This window comes from Novosphingobium sp. EMRT-2, from assembly GCF_005145025.1.
Classification (GTDB): domain Bacteria; phylum Pseudomonadota; class Alphaproteobacteria; order Sphingomonadales; family Sphingomonadaceae; genus Novosphingobium.
The window spans coordinates 1,351,514-1,371,673 of record NZ_CP039695.1; the positions used below are offsets into that span (position 1 = coordinate 1,351,514).

Here is a 20,160-nt window from a genome sequence, read left to right on the forward strand (position 1 = left end):
GTGTTTCGGGGCGCATCAGGCGGCGCCCTGCTGGCGGCGCGGCGCGGCAGGGCCGGCGCGCTGGAAATCGACGAAGGTCATCTTGTGGGCGCGGTATTCGCTGGTGCCCGCGTAGAGCTGCGCCCGGCGCAGTGCGTCCGGCTCCACCGCATCCCCGCGCTTGTCCGCGGCGATGACGGCATCGGCTTCGGCGACCTTCTGTTCGACCGTGCGGGCCGGTGCCGCGACCTGTTCGGTGCGGCGCATGACGGCATCGAGCTGCGCGCGATCGACCGGCGCTTCCGGCGTGGCCGCGATGCTGGCGATGGCCGGGGTGACGTGGCGGACGGTCGGCGGCGGCAGATGTGCCAGCTTGCCCGCCGCTTCGGCCTCGGCGCGCAGCAGCTCGTCGCGCGCTGTGTCAAAGCTATAGAGCCGTTGCTTGGCGCGCAGTTCCGCCTTGGCCGCGCTCATGTGCGCCTGCATCTGGTTGCGGGCGGCCATGGCGAATTGCTGTTCGGTCATGCCGGACCGTGCGGCATCGACCACAGTGTCGATGTAATTGCCGTTCGCGTCGAACAGGAACAGCGCGCCGAGATCGTCCTCGTCACGGCGAACGTGGACCGGCTTGCCCATCCATTCGACGAGACGCGGCGACCAGTAGCGACCGTTCTTCCAGCGCACGCCGCGCTTGGTGACAGTGGCCGTGCCGACATAGGCCGAGAGGGCCAGCTTCAGTTCGCGTTCACCCGGTGCGGCGCGCGCCGGCTGCGGGCTGCGCTGCCACCGTTCCATCGGTGACATCTTCAGGCTGGAATGCGTGCGCTGATGGTATTCGCCATCAACCCACGCATCCAGAATGGTCTGCAGCTCGGCGCCGCTGATGCTGGCGGTGATCTCGGCGCGGCCGGTCTTCTTCTTGGCCTTGGCGCGCAGCTTCTGCGCCTGCGCGACATTGTGCCCGGCGAAGCCCGGCAGAAGCGCCGCGCGTTCCCGCATGAACGTCCCAAAGAGGCGCTCGACGTGCGGCTTGTCTTCCGGCGTGCCCGGCAGGCAGGGGTCGAGCGTGATGCCCAGCAGATCGAGGGCGGTGCCGATCGACGCGTTGATAAAGCCCGAGCCGTTATCGACCTTCAGCACTTCGGGCATGACGCCCCACGCCGCGATCGTGGTGACCAGCATGCGCCGGACCGACTGCGCGCTTTCCGACGCGACAACGAGGAAGCGGGCGCGGCGGCTCCAGCGATCAATTATGCCCAGCACCGACCAGCGGCCATCGGTGCAGTGCACGTCGGCCTTGGTCGTATCGATCTCCCACATTTCGTGGGCGTAACCGACGGTTGCATCCATACGGCCGAGCGCGGGGCGATAGGACGACTTGTAGCCATCCGGATCGCGCAAGGCGGTGAAGAGGACTTTCTTACGCTCTTCGAGATCACGCATGAACAGCTGAAGCACGCGCAGATGCGGCAGTTCACCGAAATTGAAGGCGCGTAGCAGCTTGAGGACGGTCGCCGCTGGGCGCCGCTGTTCGGCGATCATCGCCTCGACCGCATCGGCAATGTCCGGATGACGGTCAAAAAAGCCGGTGCCTTTCGGTCGCCCGCGCTGACGTGCCGTGGCCTTGACCGCATCGGTCTGCCGCGAAACGAAATCATCGCGGGCGGCGTCTGGCAGCGCCAGCGCGCAGTAGGCCCGTCCGCCCCCGAGATCGGCGCGGCGCTTCCACTGCCATGCCTCGGCTTCGGCCCGCTTGCGGACGCCGCGTTCGGTGGTCGGCAGGCCGGCAAGGCGCAGGTCCGCGATCTCGCGCGCGGTAAGCCAGAGGGCATCAGGCACGGCGGCGCTCATTCGCCACCGCTCTGCTTCAGCGCGCGGGCAAGCCGCTCGGCCTCGGTGCGGCCCAGCATGCGGCCGGGCGGGGGAAAGGAAACCGCAATGCCCTGCGCCTGCAACAGCCTTGCAAGCTCGCCGCTGGCGATGCTGTTGTCTGGCAGGATAACCGGTTCGTCGCCTTTGTTGACCCGTTCCGACGCAAGGCGAACATTCGCGGTACAAATGGCGCGTGGCCGCATGTATAGAGCGCGCATGAGAGTCGCGGCCCACCAGTCCACCAGTTCGCACGAGGCGGCCTTCCAGCGCGCCCAGGGCGTGGGCGTGGGAACGAAGGCATACTCGTCGATGATGATGGTGCCGCGCTTCCCGAGCAGCGGGGCGTGGGGATCAGACACGTGCGCGCGCCTCCCCGAGCAGCGAATTAGGCGAGGCAAGGCGCATCAGGCTGCCCGCCGCATCTTGATGCGCTGGCCGTCTTTTCCGTACCGGCTCGGCCAGATTTCCGACGCGGGACGTTCAAGAAAGTCCGCGATGATGCCCTCGCAACGCGCTGAAACGCGTGCGTTGATGGCAAGGCCAAGTGCCTGTTTGCTGACACCATTGGCCGCAGCCAAATCAGCGAGAGTAGTGCCTCGCTTTCTGATTGCGGCCTTGATGTCCTCGGGGTGCATATCGTCCATACCGCGCCTTTCCTCCTGTCGTTTTGCTTGTCATTAGCTATGACAGGCAAAAAGACATGTAAAGCGCAAAATGAAAATGCGTTCGTCGCTGGCTGGTCAGCTGCGGCCGCCGCGCGCCTCAAGGCCGCGATCAAAAGGTTTGGCAGTCAGGATAAAGTGTCCGCTAGCGCGGGAATTTCACGCCAATCGCTAGTAGAAATTCTACGGTTTGACGAAATTGCCGAGCGAGGTTCACGGCCTCGCTACAAAAATCTTTACGCCATTTGCGAAGCCATTGGCATAAGTGAAGATGACATAATCGCAGACGGACCAAAGGTTTCGGTAAATCTTCCAGATTTATCGAAGCCTCTTTCTGGAGACGTTCAACTCAATGGCGAAGACTTCAATTTAATAAGGCAGTATGAAGTTAATGTATCAGCCGGACCTGGACTGATACCTGCGAGAGAGAGCGCGTCAGACGGCATCGCATTCGCTCGATCGTGGCTCCTTCGGCGCGGTATAGCCGCCGATCTATCAGGATTGGTCAAGGTCAAAGGGGACAGTATGGCTCCTACCATCCCTGATGGGGCGATGGTGCTTGTCCAACTTGATCCTCATATCGAACGCGAAGGCATTTACGTATTCAGCCGTGACGGAGAAGCCTTCGTGAAACGTCTAATGCCGGTGGACGTGGCGCCAGATGGGCGGCCGAAATCAATCGTCATCATGTCCGACAACCCAGAATATCATCCGGAGGCATTGGCGGGTTCGGCACTGAAGGACATTAGAATTGTGGGGCGCGTCAGGACGGTGCTAGCGGATTTGTAGCGCACGCTCGGCTTATGGGGGAATAGTAATGAATTTCACGAAGGTTTTGTTGATATCGTCGCTGTTACTTTTGCCATGCCCGGCACTGGCAGCTTCAACGTATCTGTCGTGTGAATTTCAAAGCAACGGCGGGGTCTGGCCAGTAAACATTACGGCAGATGAGCAATCCGGAAAGGTGACTCTTTTTATGCCATCTTCCGGCCACACCGAAACGGTTCCGGCCGCATTTGGTGCTGATAAGGTTGTCTTTAGGACGGGCATGATGGCATACGAATTAAGCCGGACTGACCTGTCCATTACGCGCGTTGTGTCAGTTATTAACTCGACAGAGCAAGGGCGATGCAAGGTGCAGCAGCCGCCGAAAAGGGCCTTCTAATCGGCTGGTGCGCCTAACTCCTCACTCGGCACAGCCAGCCCATCGGCGATTAATCCCTCGCCCCAAATCCGTACCCGCTCCAGCCTCAAGGTGTTGTCGCGGAACTGGTCGTATTTGACGCGGGGGATGGTGACGTATCCTGCCAGGGCATCGGCACCGGGTCCGTCACGATCCGGGGCAGTACCGTTCGCGGCGGTGGCGGCGGGTCCGCCGGATGGACCGCAATGGACCGGGGCGCGCACGCCGGCATGAGCATCACCATAGCGATCAGCGGCAGCGCGCTGATCCACGACAGAGGCAGGTTCTTCACGATCGGCCTTTCTCGCCTGTTCGGCGTAACGGGTTTCGGTTTCGATGCGGACAGCCTCGGCGCGCGCCGCAGCAGCCTTTTCCGCTGCGGTGACAGCCTTGCGCTGCAGCTGCGCCACGTCGCGCCATTCGTTGCGGTTGTCGCGATAGTGGTTGCCGCGTAGCCAGGCCGCGATCAGGGCGATGATCAGCAGGCCGACCAGGCCGCCCGCGATCGGGACCAGGCGCATGCGCAGTGCATCGACGATCGGCTGCATTTTCATCACCCCGAAATTTGGCCCACAGGGCGCGTGGAGCGACGATCCGCTCCTTGGTACCTGAATTGACGCCGACACCCCGTAGCAGCGTGCTACGGGCAGATTTGGCGCGGTTCGATCGTCACCCTTCCGGCGCTCTTGCCATCGGTGCGGCGATGGGCCATTGCCTGCCTGTCACGTCCATTCCGGCCTGATGTCCGTCCGCTGACATCACGCGCGCGTTTCCCGCCCGGTTAGCTGGGCGGCATGGATCAGACGAAACCCCGCACCATCCGCATTGCCCGCACCGGCACGTTCACCAGCAACGAAGGCATTCAGGTCTCGTTCGGTGCGGCCGAGCTGGCGGCGACCGCCGCCGCCTATGACCCCGCCGCCGATCCGGCGCCGCTGGTGGTCGGCCATCCCAAGCTGGACGATCCGGCCTATGGCTGGGTGAGCGGTCTTGCCGTCGAGGGTGATACGCTGGTCGCCACGCCCGACAAGGTGGAGCCGGCCTTTGCCGAGATGGTGAGCGAGGGGCGCTTTCCCAAGGTTTCCGCGCGGTTCTACCCGCCCGAGCATCCGGCCAATCCCAAGCCCGGCGCCTGGTATCTCAAGCACATCGGTTTCCTGGGTGCGCATGCGCCGGGGATCAAGGGGCTTGGCACCGTACAGTTCGCCGACGGCGCGGATGAAGGCGCGGTCACGCTGGATTTTTCATCCCACGAACAGGAGGCCGCTTTGGCTGACAAGGAAAAGGAAGTGAGCTTCGCCGAGCGCGAAGCCGCGTTGAATGAGCGTGAGGCCAAAGTCGCGGCCCGCGAAAAGGCCGATGCCGAAAAGGCGGCCAAGGCCCGGCACGAGGCGCATGTGTCGTTTGCCGAAGGGCTGGTGTCGAAGGCGCTGCTGGCGCCGGCCGGCAAGGGCCTGGTCGTGGGCCTGCTCGACCATTTCGACGCCACGGCGATGGTGAGCTTTGGCGAAGCGGGCGAGATGGCCCCGGCCGACGCCTTCCGCAAACTGTTCGACGGCGCCACGCCACTGGTCAGCTTCGGCGAGCATGGCAAGAAACCCGAGGGACAGGAAACCCACGTCAGCTTCGCCGCGCCGGATGGCTACAGCGTCGATCCGGCCGCTGGTGCGCTTCATGCCGCCGCGACTGCGATCCAGCGGGACAATCCCGATCTCGACTGGATGGCCTGCGTCAGGCGCGCCCAGGCGCAGGGTTCCTGATCCGGCCCGTCACTCTCCCCGCACCATCCTGAAGGACCAGCACGATGTCCAAGACTGTTCTGTTTTCCATGACCGCCCTCGCCTCGGCAGCGGTTTCCGCCAATCGCTTTGTCGGCCTGCTGACCGGCGCGCATTGCGCGGCCGGTGCCAAGCCGCAGGGCGTGTCCTGCTATGCCGCCGCCGTGGGCGAAGCCTTCGAGGTCGATGTGTACGGCACGCGCATGGTCGAGGCCGGTGACATCATCGCGCCCGGCGCGGAGGTGAAGTCCGATGCCACCGGCAGGGCGATCCCGCGAGCCGGCGCTGGCGAAATCGGAGGTTACGCTATCAGCGGTGCTTCCGCTGCCGGCCAGCTGATTGAGGTGCTGTTGCGGTTTTAGCCGCAACCCCGACGCCCAGGGAGGCGGCCTGATCCGGCCCACATCCGGCAGTCAGGCGGCGCAACGGCCTCCCCCCGACATCATCTTTTCACGAGGAAGCAAACCCCATGTCCATGAACACTTCGCAGGCCCGCGTCGTTGATCCGATCCTGACCCAGCATGCGCGCGGCTACAGGAACGGCCAGTATGTCGGAGGCGCTCTGTTTCCGACCGTCACCATGCCGACGCGCGCAGCAAAGCGGATCGAATTCGATCGCTCGGCCTTCAAACGTCGCCGCACCCGCCGAGCGCCCGGCACGCCGATCGTTGCGCTGGAATTCGGGTACGAGGGCAAGCCGGTGGCGCTGCACCAGGAAGCGCTTTCGGCGATCGTGCCCTTTGAGCACATGGCTGATGCGAGCCAGGTGCCGGGCCTCGATCTGCAGCAGATCGGCGTGGACACCGTGCTGGCGGTGATCGCGTTGGAAAAGGAAATTCAGCAGGCCGGGGTGGCGCGATTGGCGGCCAACTATGCCGCGGCCAACAAGGCGGCGCTGGCTGGTGACGACAAGTGGTCCGATCCGGACAGCGATCCGCTGGTTCAAGTCAATGACGCGATCGAGGTAATCCGTTCGCGTATTGGCGTGCGGGCCAACACGCTGATGCTGGGCGGCAAGCTGGCCAGCAAGCTCAAATCGCACCCGAAGATCAGGGACCATTTCAAGTTCACCACCTCTGCATCGGTGACGATGGAAATGCTGCGCGCCTATTTCGATCTGCCGACCGTGGTTGCGGGCGACGCGATCTACGACATGCCGGATGGCACCACCGTCGATGCATGGGGTGGGGATGCGATCCTCGCCTATGTGCCGCTGGAGGGCGAGCGTCAGATGCCGGTCCCCAGCTACGGCTACACCTATCAGCTTTCCGGACATCCGCTGGTCGAGCCGAGCCGGCAGGACGCTGGCATCCGCAGCTGGGTGAACGACTGCCTGGATGAATTCTCGCCCGAGATGGTCGGTCCTGACGCCGGGTTCCTCTTTCAGGCCGCGCTCTGATCCTTGGCGCGGCCTGACCGGGTGGCGGCGACCTGACCCGCCGCCACCCGGCCTTTCCCTCCCCTTCGCGGAGTTTGTTTCCATGCAGACATACAAGACCTTGATCACCGTTCGCGGCCTGCGCCGCGCTGACCCGCTGCGCGCCCGCGAGCCGATTGGCGAAGGCGAAGTGATCGCGTTGCCCGATCATCTGGCCGGCAACCTTTGCGCCATCGGCGCTCTCGAAGGGACGGACGCGCCCGCTACAGTGGAGCTGGCTTTGATCGGTGTCGATTTCGCCCGCGATCCCGATCAAGCGCTTGTGGACGTGAGCACGGTCGGGATCCGCCCGACCGATATAGAGGCACTGGCGCAGGCCTTGGAGGCCCTCGGTGCGCTGGTGCTGCTGCCGGGCGAAGGACTGGCGGGCCGTGACATCATGAAATTCGTTCAAGCTCTCAAGGACTTCGGCGCGGCGGTTCTTCTGCCCGGCGAGACCGTGGGGCTGGACGATGTGCTGGCCAGTGACCTGATGGACGAGATCTCCGCGCGGATCGCGGCCGGTGCGGTCTCGGCCGCTGACCTGCCCGAAAGCGTGATCGGCCTTGCCGCGACCGTAATCAAGGTGCCCGAGGCTACCCTTGAGGCCGGTGGGCCGCCTGCCGGTTCCGAGCCACTTCCGCCCGTCGCCGACGCCCAGCCGCCTGTGGCTGCCACCGCACCCGCCAAGCCTGCCCGCAAGGGCAAGGCCTGACGGCGGCCGACACCGAAGGGCGGTTGCATGGCCGTTGAAGCCATCCTGAAACAGCCGGGCGAAGTGCTGCGGCATGCGGTGCGTCTGCCGATCGTGGTGGCGGCGATCGGCGCGGTCACCGTGATCGCGCGCGGGCTTGTGCCCGGCGCGCCGTTGCTGACGGCCGTGCCCGAGCTGGCGGACGGCGTGATCACGCTGACGCTGTCAGCCGGCGGGGATGGCGAACGCTATCTGGTGACGGTGGCGGCGGTTGGCGCGGACGGCGCCTCGGCCGAAACCGAACTGGATGTGGCGGTGATCGACGCCGCCTGGATCATGCCCGATGGCGGCGTGCCATACCTGACGATCGCCGAATTCGTCGGCCGCGTGGGTCTGCCCGAAGTGATCGCGCGCACCGATGGCATTGGCGACGGGCGCATCGACCGGGCGCTGTTGATCGGCGTACTGTCGGATGCGCAGGCGACGATCGATGCGCATCTTGCCGGCCGCTATGCCGTGCCCCTGTCCGATCCGCCGCTGATCGTGCAGAAGATGATGACCGATCTGGCCCGCGCCGCGCTTTATCCCGACGGCGCGCCGGATGGCATCGCCGACCAGGCCAAGCAGACGCTGCGCATGCTGGAGCGCATCCAGGCGGGCCAGATGCCGATCCCGGCGGCGACGCCCCCGGCGCCGGCCGCCAATGCCGACAATCCCGTCCTGATCAGCCCCGGCCGCCGCGCCTACCCTGACGGGCTGGACGGATATGCGCGCGGGTGGCCGCTATGAGCGGCGTGGAAATCACGATCACGCTGGCCAGCGCGGAGATCGAAGCCGCGCTCGATCGCGCGATTGCCGGTGGTGCGGATATGCGCCAGCCGATGGGCGAGATCGCCAGCGAATGGCTGGGCCTGGTGCACGATCGGTTCGACGAGGAACGCGATCCGCTGGGCGTGCCGTGGGCGAAGCGGCACGGCAACGCCGATCCGGACCGCAAGCTGCTGCACCTTACTGGTGATCTGCGCCTTGCGGCCCGCGAAGATGCCGGCCCCGATTATGCGCAGGTTGGCGTGCTGCCCAGCGGCGGCCCCGGTGTTTACGCGCGCATCCATAACGAGGGTGGCGAGATCAGGCCGAAGCACAAGAAGGCGCTGAAGTTCGGCGCCACGGTGGTCAGCCGCGTGGTGATGCCAAAACGCCAGTTCATCGGGTTCGGCCCCAAGGAAAACGAAGTAGCGGAGGACGTGCTGGGCGACTGGCTGCGCGGCCTGTTCGCGGGGAGCGCGCCCGCATGATCGCGCAAGCCCCGATCGTCGCCCGCCTGCTCGCTGCCGGCTTCAACCATGCCGAGGGCGTGCTGGAATTCGCGGGACTGTCGGAGGCGCCGCGCGTCAGCCCGGCGCTGTTCGTGGTGCCCGAGCGCGAAAGCGCCGGAGCGAATACGCTGGGCGCGGGCGCCGTCGATCAGAAGATCACCGAGATTTTCAACGTCGTTGTCGTGGTGCGGACGGAGCGCCGGCCGGGTGCCGTGAACGAGGCGCTCGGCGAAGCGATCGGCGCCGTGGAAACGGCGCTGGCCGGGTGGATGCATCCCGACGCGTCGTCGCACTGTCAAATCGCGGGAGGGCGGTTGCTGTCAACCGACGGACAGCGGGTGGCGTGGGCGATGTCCTTTAGCGTTTCTCGGCATTTCAGGAAGGTAAGTCAATGACCGAACAGGTTGATCTCAACCCGCCGACCGCGCCCCGCAAGGTGGACGGTCAGGGGCGTGAACTGGACCAGTGGGGCCTTCCGCTGAACGGCCCTGCGCGCATCCGCGCGCTGGCGAAGCTGGACAAGCCCGATCCGAACGTGGCGCCCGAAGCGTGGGCCGCCACCGCCGCAACGGCGAAGGGCAAGGCCAAGACGGAGACCGAAAATGGTTGATTGGGTGGCGGTCGTCCTCGCCAAGAAGGAAGTGACCTACGGCACCGATGCGGTGCCGGTGGCGGCGACCAATGGCGTGCTGACGCGCAACTATCAGGGCAAGCCGGTCGACCTCGACCAGCTGGAGCGCAATCTGGACAGCGGCCTCTATGGCGCGCAGGCCAGCGCGCCCAGCAACGAACGGCGCACGTTCTCCTACGAGGTCGAAATCGCCGGTTCCGGCGCGGCCGGCACGGCGCCCGCCTGGATGGAACTGCTGGAAGGCTGCGGCATGGCTGCGGCCGTGCTTTCGCCCGGCGTGGACGCGCAGCAGAGCTTTGCCGCTCCCGGCGTGGGCGCCAGCCTTTCGCACTATGATTTCCTGTCTGACCAGCGGCGCAAGGCGCTGGGCAGCGTTGGCACCTACCAGCTCGATTTCACGGCCGGCGCCTATCCGTTCATCACCTTCAACTGGACCGGCCTGCTGCCCGCCGCCACGCCGTTCGACAAGACGGCGCCCGGTGCAGTCGCGCTCGCGCGCTGGAAGCAGCCGGTCGAGGTCAACGACGCGAACACGGATTTCACGCTGGACGGCTATGCCGCGAAGATGCGGAGCTGGAAGGCGGATGCCGGCGTTACTGTGGCGCCGCGCAATCTGGTCGGCAGCCGCTATATCCGGCGCGGCAATCACGCGATGAAATCGACGCTGGTGATCGAGGCGGTGGACGTGGCGACGAAGGATTACCTTTCGACGCTGCGCACCGGCGCACTGGTAGCGCTGCACCTGACCCATGGCATCGCTGCCGGCAACATCGTGGAGATCACCACGGCCAAGGCCCAGATCACGAGCATCACCGAAAGCAAGGAAGATGACATCGTGATGTGGACGATGGAGCTGATCCACACGATCGACGGCGGATCGCCCGATCTGGTGATCACTGCGAAATAAACACCCGAGGGAGCGTTGCCGGCACGGCCGGCTGAATGGGTCGCTGGCGTCCGGGCCGGGCTGACCAGTAGCCGACAGAGCGGGGACACGGCCGAGACAACCGGCCCCGCACCCCAACAACACGGAGAATGAGCATGTATCGGCTGATTAGCGAGCGCATGGCCTGGTGGCCGGTGCTGTTCGACGGGGTGACCGAGGAAGGCGAAGTCGTCACCAACAAAATCGAGCTGCGCTTCCGCATCCTGGGCGAAGATGACTACGTTGCCTGGGCGCAGGAGCTGGCCGCCCCTTCGGTTGCCGAGGACGGAAGCGAGAAGGCCGTATCGACCGATGCCGCCGTTGCCCGCCTCATGCGCGTGGTATCGGACTGGCGGGGCGTGGGTGCCGAAAACGGCGAGCCGCTGCCGTTCAACGCCGCCAACTTTGGCGCACTGCTCCAGGCGCCCAACGTGGCGCCCGCTGTCGGGCGCGCCTACCTCGCGTGCCGCCGCGCCGCGCCGGAAATCCGCGAGGGAAACTGAAAAAGGCCGCTCGCGCCTGGGCAACCGGGCGGGGCGGCATGACCCGCAGGATGGCCGATCCCATGACCCAAGCCGCGCAAATGCCCGAATGGATGCAGGAGCGGCTTGGCGGAACCGTTGTGGCGCCGGGCGAGATCGAGCTGGCTCCGGACGAAGTGCAGCCGTTTGCGCTGTTCCTGTCGCTCGCCACGCAATGGCGGTGGTGCCCGATCAGCGGGCAGCGCCTCGGCATCGACTATGGTGCGATCCAGACGACGGCGGCGATGATGGATGTCACCGTGACGCCCGCGCTGTTCACTGATCTGCGCCGCATGGAAGCGGCGGCGCTGGACGCCCTGGCGGAAGGCCGGCGGCCATGACGACGATCGTAACCGGCGTTCGGCTGCAGGTCGAAGGCGGCGCCAGCTTCGTCGGGCAGCTGAAGGACATGCGCGCCGGCATCGCCGACGTGGCCGATGTCGAAAAGGTCGCTGCGGCGGCGGGCGTCCAGTTGGCCAGCGCCACGGAGGCGGTTGCCACGGCGTCACAGAGCGCGGCGAGTGGTCTGGGGCGCGCAGCCGAGGCGGCGAACGAAAATGCGGCCGCCTTCGGGCGGGCGAAAACAGCGACCAACCAATACGCTTCGGTGGCCGCGCAGCTCCGGGCCGAACTGGACCCGATGTTCGCGGTGCAGCAGCGGTTCGACCAGGAGCTGGCGCGCGCGGACCAGCTGTTCGCGGCCGGCGCGATTTCCGCGCGCGAATACGCGGCGGCGCAGAAGCTCGCCAACGATAACCTGCGGGCGGGCGCCGCCGCGATCTTTGCGGTCGATGGGGCGCAGGATCAGCTCAACAAGAACCTTGGGCTTGCCCGCGCCGGGTGGCAGGGCGTGGGCTACCAGCTGCAGGACGTGTTCGCGTCCTACGCATCGGGATCGCGGCTGACGACGATCGCCGCGCAGCAGGTCGGCCAGCTATCGTCCGCTATCTCGATGATCGCGGCGGCGAGCGAGACAAGCACCGGCGCAATGGGCCGCTTTGCCACGTTCATGGGTGGCGGATGGGGCATCGCGATCGGCGTGGCGGTATCGCTGGCCGGCGCGCTGGCCAACGCGCTCTATACCAGCGCGGATGCAACGGCGAAGGCGCACGAGGTTTCGACCGGGCTGAAGGACGTGCAGGGTCTGCTGGGCGACGTGTTCGACCTGACGACCGGCAAGATCAAGCTCAACACCGCCGCGCTTGATGCCAATACACAGGCAGCACTGCTCAACCTTCAGGCGAAGTCGCTCGATCTCAAGACGGACGCGCTGAAGCGCCGGCAGAGCTTTGAAGAGGTGTTTCGCGACGCTGCCTCGCCGTCGTGGTTTGATCTGTCGGGCGCGGCGCTGGCGGGCGACACCGTAGTCGAGGGTATCTACAAGGAAGCCGAAGGCTCGATCGTTGCCACGGTGCTGCGCAATGTCGAGAAAGGCAAACTCAGCCCGACCAAGGCGTTCGACCGCCTGAAGGGCCTTGATTACAGCGGCGCGCAAATCTCGCGCGACAAGGCGCTGCAGGCCCTGCAGGACATCGTTTCCGCGCGCGGCATGGAGGAAACGGCCAGCCTGATCGATCAGTCGCTGGCTGCCGGCGCGCTCGATCCGGCGCTGCGCAAGGAACCGAAGGCCAAGAAGCCGAAGAAGGTCAATCTCGACGCGGCGGCGCGGCGGGAAGCGGCCCGCGTGGAATTCGGCGAGGATACCGACAAGAAGATCGGGAGCATCCGCGATCAGTTTGCGGATATCCCGACGCAGGTCCGCAAGGTCAACGAGGCGCTGCGGCAGCTCGACGACCTTGCCTCGGACGTGCAGCGCCGCAAGCCGCCGAACTACAAGGATGCGCTGGGTGACATCGCCGCCCTGAAGCAGGCCATTCGGGACAACCTCGACAAGCCGTTCGGCGACTATCTCGAAAAGGCGCGGGAAAGCGCCGAGATCGACAAGCTGTTGATCGCCGGGAAGGATGACCAGGCCGCCGCGCTCAAGATTGTGCTGGACTTGCAGCGGGAGATGGGGCCGCTCACGCGCGACCAGCTTCAGACCGTGCTTGCGACCGTTGAAGCCCAGCGGCGCCAGAGCCTTGTTTTCCGCGACCAGCGGGCGCTGATCCAGACCAATGTGCGCGCCGTGCAGGACATGCGCGCCGCGTTGACGCAAACCGTTGCGGATGCGCTTCGGGGCCGGCTGTCGCTCAACAACATCCTTTCGTCTTTCGCCAATTCCTACATCAACCAGACATCGCAGCGGATCGTCGAGAAACTGTTCGGCGACACGCTCCGGTCGCTGGAGGATCAGGCCAGCGGTCAGGGCAAAGTTGATACTGCCGGCACGGAAATGGCCACGGCCATGGGCAAGGGTTCGGCGGCCGTTATCGAATTCGCCAATGTCGTGCGTGAGGCGAACAGGGCGATCGGCAACGCATCCGCACGGTCCCCGCTGCAGGAGGCCGTGGGCGATGCCTTCGGCAGTGCCGGCAACGCCGTTTCATCGACGTTGCAAGGCTTCCTTTCCGGGCTGGGCGACAAGCTGCGCGAACAGGTCGCCAACGACAATGGCGCGGATGCCCCAATCACCGTCATCGGCAAGCGGACCAGCAAATCATCCGTCGAACCGACGGGCAATATCCTTGTCGATATGGCCGGCGCGTTCCTGGGCAAGCTGGGCCTCGACATTCCGGTCAAGGTCTCGGCCGGCGTCAAATCCACGCTGAACAAGCTGGAAACCGCACTGCCGAACGCGCTGGCTGGCGCATTTACCGGTTCGTCCGCGAGCCGGATCATTCTCGGGGATCGCGGGGCAACCGGCACGATCGGCAGCGCGATCGGCGGCGCCCTGGGCCAGAAGGTTGGCGAGAAGTTCCTTACGTCCGGCCTCACGTCGATTTCCAAGAACCTTGGCGGGCTGGCCGGCCCGATTGGATCGGTCCTCGGTGGCGTGCTGGGCGGCCTTTTGGGCGGCGTTTTCCATTCGACCACCAAGGGTTACGCCGTCGTTACCAATTCGGGCGTCAGCTCGGGCGGCAACAACAACCAGCTGGTGCAGCAGGCGGCGTCGAGCGGATCGGGCCTGCAATCGACGATCAGCCAGATCGCCCAGCAGCTGGGTGCGAGCGTCGGCAACTATTCGGTCTCGATCGGTAAGCGTTCCTCGGGCTGGATCAGCGTGTCGGCGTCCGGATCGTCGCAGGTCGCGGACAAGTCGTGGAAACAGGCCAATGTCGGCGGCGACCTGATCTATGACGGCAAGGACGAGGCCGCCGCCATCGCCGTGGCGATCAGCAACGCGATTGCCGACGGCGCGATCAGCGGGATCAGCCAGAAGGTGCAGGCCGCGCTGCTGTCCACCAAGGACATCGACAGCGCCCTGCGCGAAGCAGTCAAGGTGCAAGACCTTGAACTGGCGCTGGGCGGCGTCCAGGCCGCGCTGGAAAAGGAATTCCGCAGCTTCGAGCAGACGGCCAAGGAACGGCTGTCGCTGGCGCAAAAGTATGGCTTCGATATTGTCGAGGTCGAAAAGCTCAATGCCAAGGAACGGCTCGCGCTGTCCGACAAGCTGCTGAAGGAGCAGGTCGGTTCCTTGCAAGACCTGATCGACGAAATGACCAGCGGCAGCCTGTTCGAGGGTTCGGCCGTCGATCAGCGCAACGCCTTGCTGGCCAAGATCAGCGCCACGCAGGCCGACGCCAATGCTGGCGTTGAGGGCGCGGCCGACAAGCTGGCCTCGCTCTATCAGCAGCTCGCTTCGGTCTCCAAGGATGTCTATGGCACGACGGGCGGTTTCGCTGCCGATCGGCAGGCGATCATCGACGGGGCGCAGCAGGCGATTGCAGCCGCGAATGCACGCGTGTCGGCAGCCGACAAGGCAACCGATCCCGCGTTGCAGACCACGAACACGCTGCTGGATGAACAGGCGGGCCAGCTTGCCAAGCTGACCGCGTTGACCGGGCTTTCGGCGGACTATCTCAAGTCCATTGCCGCCGCGCTCAACAAGACCGACCTGTCGAACCTGCGCGCGCAGTTGGCGTACTGATGGCTGCGCCGGTTGCCCTGGTCGAACTGCATCCCCGCAATCCTGCGGACGGCGCGGTGCAAGTTGTGCGCCTTGCCGGCGGTGGCATGGATTACCCGTACGCCTATGGCGGGTTTGTCGATTGGCGCGCCGGCAACGTCCAGCTGCCGACGTTCGTTACCAGCATCAAATTCGAAGGCGGCGACTTCGGGGCCGGCGGCGAAACGCAGGGCGCCGAAGTCCAGTGGGCGGCCACGACCAAGATTGACCTGACGGCGCTGGCCAACCTGTTCTGGATCGACGCGGACGCCGTCATGCGGATCGGGCCGGAGAATGATCAGGGCGCGCTGCCGCCGGTTGCACTGGCCGGCAAGGCGCTCGGCGCCACGGTAGAGGGCGGCGTCATCAAGATCACAATGTCCGATCCGGCCGCCGATCTCAAAAAGCCGCTGCTGACCGCACGCTATGGCGGCACCGGTGATCTGGACGGGCCGCCGGAGTGGGATGGCAAGATCAAGCCGCGCGTGTGGGGGCGTGTCTGGAACCGCGCGGGCGAGTGCATCGACAAGGCGCACAATATCTATTGCTGGGCCGATCCGCTTCACCCGATCCAGGCATTCGATGCGGTACGCGACAAGGGCGCGCCAGCCGCCGACCTGACGATCGTGAACTGGCAGGGCAGCGCCGCCGCGACGCTCGCCACGTTGCGTTCGGCTGCGGTTCCGCCGGGCGGTGGCGTGGTGTGCCCGTCGCTTGCCTGCGTCCGCTGGTGGACACAGCCGTCCGGCGACCTGACCGCCGACCTGCGCGGCGAGATCGGCGCTGGCTACGTCGAAACCACGGCCGACATCGTGGCGCGGATCGTCGCGGCCGGACCGGGCACCGCGTTCGCGGCCGGAACGATCGCGGCGGCGCGCGCGGCCCGGCCGGCGCCGGTCGGCTGGGTTGCGGCCGATGACAGCACGACGGTAGCCAGCATGGTCGAAGAGCTGCTCGGCAATTCGTCGCTCTTGTGGCTGCTCAACGATGCCGGCGAGATCGTGTTGCGCGAATGGGCGTGGGGCGCGCCGGTCGCGGCGGGGATCAGCCAGTCGGTGAAGCGCACCTCGGTGTTTCGGCCGGTCGCTACCCGCAAGCTCGGCTACTGCCGGAACGAAAAGGTCATGGCGCGCGGCGACCTGGCCGCGATCGTCCTGACCGACGGCGTGACCTATGGCGACGGCACGCCGATCGATGCGCTGAAGCCGGCACAGCCCGGCGCCGACGTGACCGGCGAGCATACTTCGGCCGACACGGGCGCGGTCAACGGCGTGCCGGCCGCGACGATCACGACGAAGCTGTCGACGCTGGAAACCGACACGGCGGCGGCGATCAGCAATATCGCCGCGCTGGAAGCGCAGGCATCGGACCTTCAGGCGCAGGCCGTGGAGCTGGGCGACGCCATCGCCGAGGTCGGCGGCCAGGTCGTGACGCTTCAGACCACGACGGCGTCGCAAGGATCGCTGATCGCGAGCAACGCGACCGCGATCAGCAACGTCGCCGGCAACCTTGCCACGCTGACCACGACGGTTTCCGCGCTTGGCACGACCGTATCGACGCAGGCGAGCGCGATCAGCAGCCTGGAAACGCAAGCGGCATCGCTCAACACGACCGTGACCGCGCACACCGCGTCGATCGCCGCCAACGCCAGCGCGATCGCCACGACCAACGCCAACGTCGCCGCTCTGACCACGACGGTTTCGGCCGGCGGCGGCAACCTGCTGACCAATTCGGATTTCGCGGCCGGGAGTTCGGCCGGGTGGACGATGTGGTACGATCCGGGTTCGGGAGCGGCGGTCGATAACGTCGGCGTGAACCTGCCGGATGCCAACTGGCACCCGATCGCCGAAAACTGTCTGACGTTGCACCAGACCAACCGCGTTGGCGCTGATACCAACATCAACTGGACGTCGGATGCCATCGCGTGTCAGCCCGGCGACGTAGTCCAGGGCTATGCATGGGTGGCCGCGCACCGCGCGCAAGTTGCTGTCCAGGTCGGCTTTCTTGATGACGCTGGCAGCTGGACGGGATCGGGGTGGTCAGGCTTGCAAACCGTCGGAACTGGCGGGCGCAGCCAGTCGGACTATACCCAAGTCGGCGTGCCTGCGATTGCCGCGCCGGCCGGCACAACCCGAGCGGTGCTGGTCGTCCTGAAGTGGGATACGGCAGCCGGCTATACGGATAGCTGGATGTGGGCGCTGCGCCCCTATCTCGGCTACGCACGAGCCGGGCAAACCACGTTCAACACCTACTCCCGCGCCAATGCGCGGGCGGTGATCCAGACGCAGGCTACGGCACTATCGACCGCGTCGGCGCAGATCGCGTCGCTGACGTCCACAGTGTCGGCGCAAGGCGCATCGATCTCGACGCAGGCGACTGCGATCAGCACGCTCAACAGCAACGTGGCCACCGCGTTCGCACGCTGGGCGCTGCAGGTCGATGCCAACGGCTACACGGTGGGCATCGAGATCAACAACAACGGTTCGACCGGGGCGATCAAGTTCCGCTCTGACCTGTTCGAGATCTCCAGCCCGGCCGGCGGCGCCAAGGTGACCTTCATTGCGGGCGTCCTGCGGTTCATCGACAGCGGCGGCGTGGCCCGCGTCGAAATGGGGATCGCCTGATGCCCGAGCCCTATGTCCGCATCCGCCGCGCCGATGGCTCGATCAAGATGACCGAGCAGTCGTTTCTGGCGCGCAAGCTGGGCAAGTTCACGCTGGCATCGACCGATGGCAGCGGATCGATGAACGTGCCCGACCTTGGCCAGGGCAAGCCGTGGGTCATCGTGATCCCGACCGATGGCGGGTATGGCGCCAGCTCCAAGTTCCCACATTCGGTGTCCGTTTCGGGCACCACGATCTCGTGGGCGCCGGGTGGCTATTCCACCTCGGTGCGCTGCGGCTCGATCGTGCTCTACGGGACGTACTGACCGTGGGTGCGTTCGCTCGCTTCAACAACAGCGTCGATGGCTCCCGCCAGATCGACGAGACGTACAAGAACCTCGCGCTGCGGGCCAAGGGCACCTTCACCGCGAGCGATGGCGTCGTGCCGGTTGCGATTACCGTGGCAGGCGTCAATCCGGTGGTCGCGGTGCGTTCCACCGGCACCAATTCGCCCGTGATGCTGCATTCGGCCACGGATAACGGCGGCGGATCGTGGACCTATCGGTTCCTGTCCAAGGCCGGCGACGTCGTGACCTATTACGTGTTCGACGAACCGGGTGGCGCACCGGCCAAGTATCTGGTGATCCGCAACGCGGCCAACGAAATCTGCTTCAATGCCAACGAGGAATACCTGATCCCGGTTTCCTATCAGGTCTATGGCTGGTCCAACGGCGGCCCGAACAGCCACGTCAACCTGCCCACCGGCCGGACCTATGCGGCGGTTCAGTGCAGCGGTGATCGCGGGTTCAGCAGCGCCTTCCTCGGCACGGGCATCTGGGCGGTCGCCGTGTTCGGCGTTGGCGCATACTTCGACGCCACCGGCGTGATCCTTGAGGGCAAGGGCATGTATTCGACCAGCGCGGCAACGCCGCTGGGCAACAGCCCCGCCTATGGCCGCTTCCTGCTCGTCGATGTCACCGGGTTCTGAAGGAGGAACGACTATGCCTACCGCGATTGAAAACCTCGCCGCCATCGTCAACACGGACGAGTTCGACCAGATCGCGACGGCCATGGCCGCGCAGCGAGCCAGCTGGATCGACAACGAGTTGGTGTTCACGCACGTCAAGGCGCTGGCCGAGATCATGCCGCGCCTGAAGGGCATCGTCGCCGGCATGAACCCGGCGCCGGCACCTGCCGCTGAAGAAGAGGCCGGCGGCGAGGCGGCGGCCAACTGATATGACGGCGGTCGATCCCCTCTATGCGCAATGGCTGATGGCCGATGCCAAGTGGCAGGTCACGACCGATGCCGCGCTCGATGCGCGCTGGGGATCGACCGCGCAGACGACCGAGCGCGTCACCACGCTGGCGACCAAGGGTGATGCGATCGTCGAGGGCGCCCGTCAGATCGCGTTCCTCGGCGGCGGCGGTCCGCTCGCGATCGAGGAGCATGAGTTGGCCGGCGCGTGGCGCCAGTATCTCGGGCAGGTTGTGACGCTGACGATCGACCGCCTTGGTTACGAGGCCGGCCTGGACGTGTTCGTCATCGGCGCGGCCGACAACATGGCAACCGGCACGTCCACTCTTACCGTAATCCGGAGGCTCTGATGGGCAACGTGCTTCTGCTGTCCCCTACGCCGATCGCCGCGATTGCCGCGTCGCGCGGCAGCGGCGTGGCCAACCTGCTGACGCGCCCGCCCAAGGAAGTGTGGGCCGATGTCGCGGCGGGATCGGTCGCCAATATCGATGTCGATTTCGGGGCCGTGGTGCCGGTGGACACGGTCTATCTCGGCTACCTCTATCCGCCCGCTGCCGGCGCGACGTGGACGATCACGGGCGGCGCGGCCGGCTATACCGACGTGACGCTGTCGCCGGCCGGCGCGCTGCGGGCCGTGGACAGCGCCAGCCGCACCCCGAAGCGCACGCACGCCTTCTGGCACGGCGACGTCTTCAACGTGCGCTATCTGCGCCTCGCCGTGACGCAGGCGGCCGGATCGCCCGCGCTGACGGCCGGCGTGGTGATGGCCGGCAAGGCATGGCAGCCGCAGTTCAACATGGAGTTCGGCAGCGGCCGGCGCGTGATCGATACGGGCACCGTGGCCAGCCTGCCTGACGGTGGATTTGCCACGATGGAGGGCGCGCGCAAGCGGGCCTGGTCCTGGACGCTGGGCGACCTCTCGGTGGCCGAGACGGACGCGCTGGAGGAGCTCCAGCTCGACCACGGCGAGACGATCCCGCTGCTGGTCGTGGAAGACCCGGACGCGACGGCCGGCCAGCGCAACCGGCTGCACTACGGCCTGTTTACGGGCCTCAAAGCGTATGAGCGCGAAGACCCGACGAAGACCAAGTGGTCATTCGATTTCGAGGAATGGGCATAGGCGATGCAGCCCGGTTGCATCGCCATTGCACCCGAGCCGGAAACCACGCTAGAGATGGCGCTGTCGCTGCCGACCTGCGCCGACCGTCAGTGGGCGGACATCAATCCGGTCAGGGCCGCGCCGGATAGTTCCGGGGATCATTCCCAAATCCCGGAA

The 20,160-nt window shown here is 65.8% G+C and carries 24 protein-coding genes; 20 read left to right on the forward strand and 4 right to left on the reverse strand.

The annotated features are described in order from the left end of the window. Window positions 1–15 precede the first annotated feature (15 nt). Genes FA702_RS06590 through FA702_RS06600 form a run of 3 tightly spaced genes read right to left on the reverse strand, consistent with a single transcriptional unit; the run spans window position 16 to window position 2,495 of the window. Window positions 16–1,818: a Mu transposase C-terminal domain-containing protein gene (locus FA702_RS06590; RefSeq protein ID WP_168196010.1), complete on the reverse strand. Its 1,803-nt coding sequence runs from the start codon at window positions 1,816–1,818 to the stop codon at window positions 16–18. Between the two features lie 8 nt (window positions 1,819–1,826). After that, window positions 1,827–2,210, reverse strand: a complete 384-nt coding sequence (locus tag FA702_RS06595) for a hypothetical protein (protein WP_136955477.1) — start codon at window positions 2,208–2,210, stop codon at window positions 1,827–1,829. 45 nt (window positions 2,211–2,255) lie between these two features. Further along, a complete protein-coding gene (locus FA702_RS06600; RefSeq protein WP_136955478.1) occupies window positions 2,256–2,495 on the reverse strand; it encodes a helix-turn-helix domain-containing protein in 240 nt (79 codons plus the stop codon). Window positions 2,496–2,534: 39 nt separating this feature from the next. Here FA702_RS06600 and FA702_RS06605 point away from each other — a divergent pair, with 39 nt between their 5' ends. After that, window positions 2,535–3,302 carry a S24 family peptidase gene (locus tag FA702_RS06605; RefSeq protein WP_136955479.1) on the forward strand — a complete coding sequence of 256 codons (768 nt, stop codon included), beginning with the start codon at window positions 2,535–2,537 and terminating at the stop codon, window positions 3,300–3,302. A gap of 28 nt (window positions 3,303–3,330) precedes the next feature. Next, the gene (locus FA702_RS06610) at window positions 3,331–3,678 is read left to right on the forward strand and encodes a hypothetical protein (RefSeq protein WP_136955480.1); all 348 of its coding nucleotides are present in this window, start codon (window positions 3,331–3,333) and stop codon (window positions 3,676–3,678) included. Here FA702_RS06610 and FA702_RS06615 read toward each other — a convergent pair. Further along, window positions 3,675–4,244 (reverse strand): hypothetical protein, encoded by a 570-nt coding sequence (locus tag FA702_RS06615; RefSeq protein ID WP_136955481.1) that lies wholly within the window; start codon window positions 4,242–4,244, stop codon window positions 3,675–3,677. The two genes, FA702_RS06610 and FA702_RS06615, sit on opposite strands and share 4 nt — an antisense overlap. A gap of 246 nt (window positions 4,245–4,490) precedes the next feature. Here FA702_RS06615 and FA702_RS06620 point away from each other — a divergent pair, with 246 nt between their 5' ends. The 18 genes from FA702_RS06620 (at window position 4,491) to FA702_RS06705 (ending at window position 20,004) form a co-directional block, all read left to right on the forward strand. After that, a complete protein-coding gene (locus tag FA702_RS06620) occupies window positions 4,491–5,456 on the forward strand; it encodes a hypothetical protein (RefSeq protein WP_136955482.1) in 966 nt (321 codons plus the stop codon). A 44-nt stretch (window positions 5,457–5,500) separates the two neighbouring features. Beyond that, complete coding sequence (locus tag FA702_RS06625; protein ID WP_136955483.1) at window positions 5,501–5,836, forward strand: capsid cement protein; 336 nt, start codon at window positions 5,501–5,503, stop codon at window positions 5,834–5,836. 107 nt (window positions 5,837–5,943) lie between these two features. Next, window positions 5,944–6,873, forward strand: a complete 930-nt coding sequence (locus tag FA702_RS06630; protein ID WP_136955484.1) for a hypothetical protein — start codon at window positions 5,944–5,946, stop codon at window positions 6,871–6,873. Between the two features lie 82 nt (window positions 6,874–6,955). Then, window positions 6,956–7,606 carry a hypothetical protein gene (locus tag FA702_RS06635; RefSeq protein WP_136955485.1) on the forward strand — a complete coding sequence of 217 codons (651 nt, stop codon included), beginning with the start codon at window positions 6,956–6,958 and terminating at the stop codon, window positions 7,604–7,606. Between the two features lie 27 nt (window positions 7,607–7,633). Next, window positions 7,634–8,374, forward strand: coding sequence for a DUF1320 domain-containing protein (locus tag FA702_RS06640; RefSeq protein WP_136955486.1), 741 nt, complete (start codon window positions 7,634–7,636; stop codon window positions 8,372–8,374). After that, window positions 8,371–8,880, forward strand: a complete 510-nt coding sequence (locus FA702_RS06645) for a phage virion morphogenesis protein (protein ID WP_136955487.1) — start codon at window positions 8,371–8,373, stop codon at window positions 8,878–8,880. Before FA702_RS06640 ends, FA702_RS06645 begins: the two co-directional genes overlap by 4 nt. Beyond that, window positions 8,877–9,296, forward strand: a complete 420-nt coding sequence (locus tag FA702_RS06650; protein ID WP_136955488.1) for a hypothetical protein — start codon at window positions 8,877–8,879, stop codon at window positions 9,294–9,296. The genes FA702_RS06645 and FA702_RS06650 overlap by 4 nt, the downstream gene beginning before the upstream one ends. Continuing rightward, entirely contained in the window at window positions 9,293–9,511 is a 219-nt protein-coding gene (locus tag FA702_RS06655; RefSeq protein ID WP_136955489.1) for a hypothetical protein, read from the forward strand. Before FA702_RS06650 ends, FA702_RS06655 begins: the two co-directional genes overlap by 4 nt. After that, window positions 9,504–10,439, forward strand: a complete 936-nt coding sequence (locus FA702_RS06660) for a phage tail tube protein (protein WP_136955490.1) — start codon at window positions 9,504–9,506, stop codon at window positions 10,437–10,439. Before FA702_RS06655 ends, FA702_RS06660 begins: the two co-directional genes overlap by 8 nt. Window positions 10,440–10,573: 134 nt before the next feature. Next, on the forward strand, window positions 10,574–10,960 hold the full coding sequence (locus FA702_RS06665) for a histidine kinase (RefSeq protein WP_136955491.1): 387 nt from the start codon (window positions 10,574–10,576) through the stop codon (window positions 10,958–10,960). A 38-nt stretch (window positions 10,961–10,998) separates the two neighbouring features. Beyond that, window positions 10,999–11,319, forward strand: a complete 321-nt coding sequence (locus tag FA702_RS06670; protein ID WP_255504740.1) for a DUF1799 domain-containing protein — start codon at window positions 10,999–11,001, stop codon at window positions 11,317–11,319. Continuing rightward, window positions 11,316–15,008, forward strand: a complete 3,693-nt coding sequence (locus FA702_RS06675; RefSeq protein ID WP_136955492.1) for a hypothetical protein — start codon at window positions 11,316–11,318, stop codon at window positions 15,006–15,008. The genes FA702_RS06670 and FA702_RS06675 overlap by 4 nt, the downstream gene beginning before the upstream one ends. Continuing rightward, window positions 15,008–17,650: a hypothetical protein gene (locus FA702_RS06680; protein WP_136955493.1), complete on the forward strand. Its 2,643-nt coding sequence runs from the start codon at window positions 15,008–15,010 to the stop codon at window positions 17,648–17,650. The genes FA702_RS06675 and FA702_RS06680 overlap by 1 nt, the downstream gene beginning before the upstream one ends. Beyond that, window positions 17,650–17,955 carry a hypothetical protein gene (locus FA702_RS06685; RefSeq protein WP_136955494.1) on the forward strand — a complete coding sequence of 102 codons (306 nt, stop codon included), beginning with the start codon at window positions 17,650–17,652 and terminating at the stop codon, window positions 17,953–17,955. Before FA702_RS06680 ends, FA702_RS06685 begins: the two co-directional genes overlap by 1 nt. Before the next feature lie 2 nt (window positions 17,956–17,957). Beyond that, on the forward strand, window positions 17,958–18,617 hold the full coding sequence (locus FA702_RS06690) for a hypothetical protein (protein WP_136955495.1): 660 nt from the start codon (window positions 17,958–17,960) through the stop codon (window positions 18,615–18,617). Between the two features lie 13 nt (window positions 18,618–18,630). Then, the gene (locus FA702_RS06695; protein WP_136955496.1) at window positions 18,631–18,864 is read left to right on the forward strand and encodes a hypothetical protein; all 234 of its coding nucleotides are present in this window, start codon (window positions 18,631–18,633) and stop codon (window positions 18,862–18,864) included. Window position 18,865: 1 nt separating this feature from the next. After that, window positions 18,866–19,234, forward strand: coding sequence for a hypothetical protein (locus FA702_RS06700; RefSeq protein WP_136955497.1), 369 nt, complete (start codon window positions 18,866–18,868; stop codon window positions 19,232–19,234). Next, window positions 19,234–20,004 carry a hypothetical protein gene (locus FA702_RS06705; RefSeq protein ID WP_136955498.1) on the forward strand — a complete coding sequence of 257 codons (771 nt, stop codon included), beginning with the start codon at window positions 19,234–19,236 and terminating at the stop codon, window positions 20,002–20,004. Before FA702_RS06700 ends, FA702_RS06705 begins: the two co-directional genes overlap by 1 nt. Window positions 20,005–20,160 lie beyond the last annotated feature (156 nt).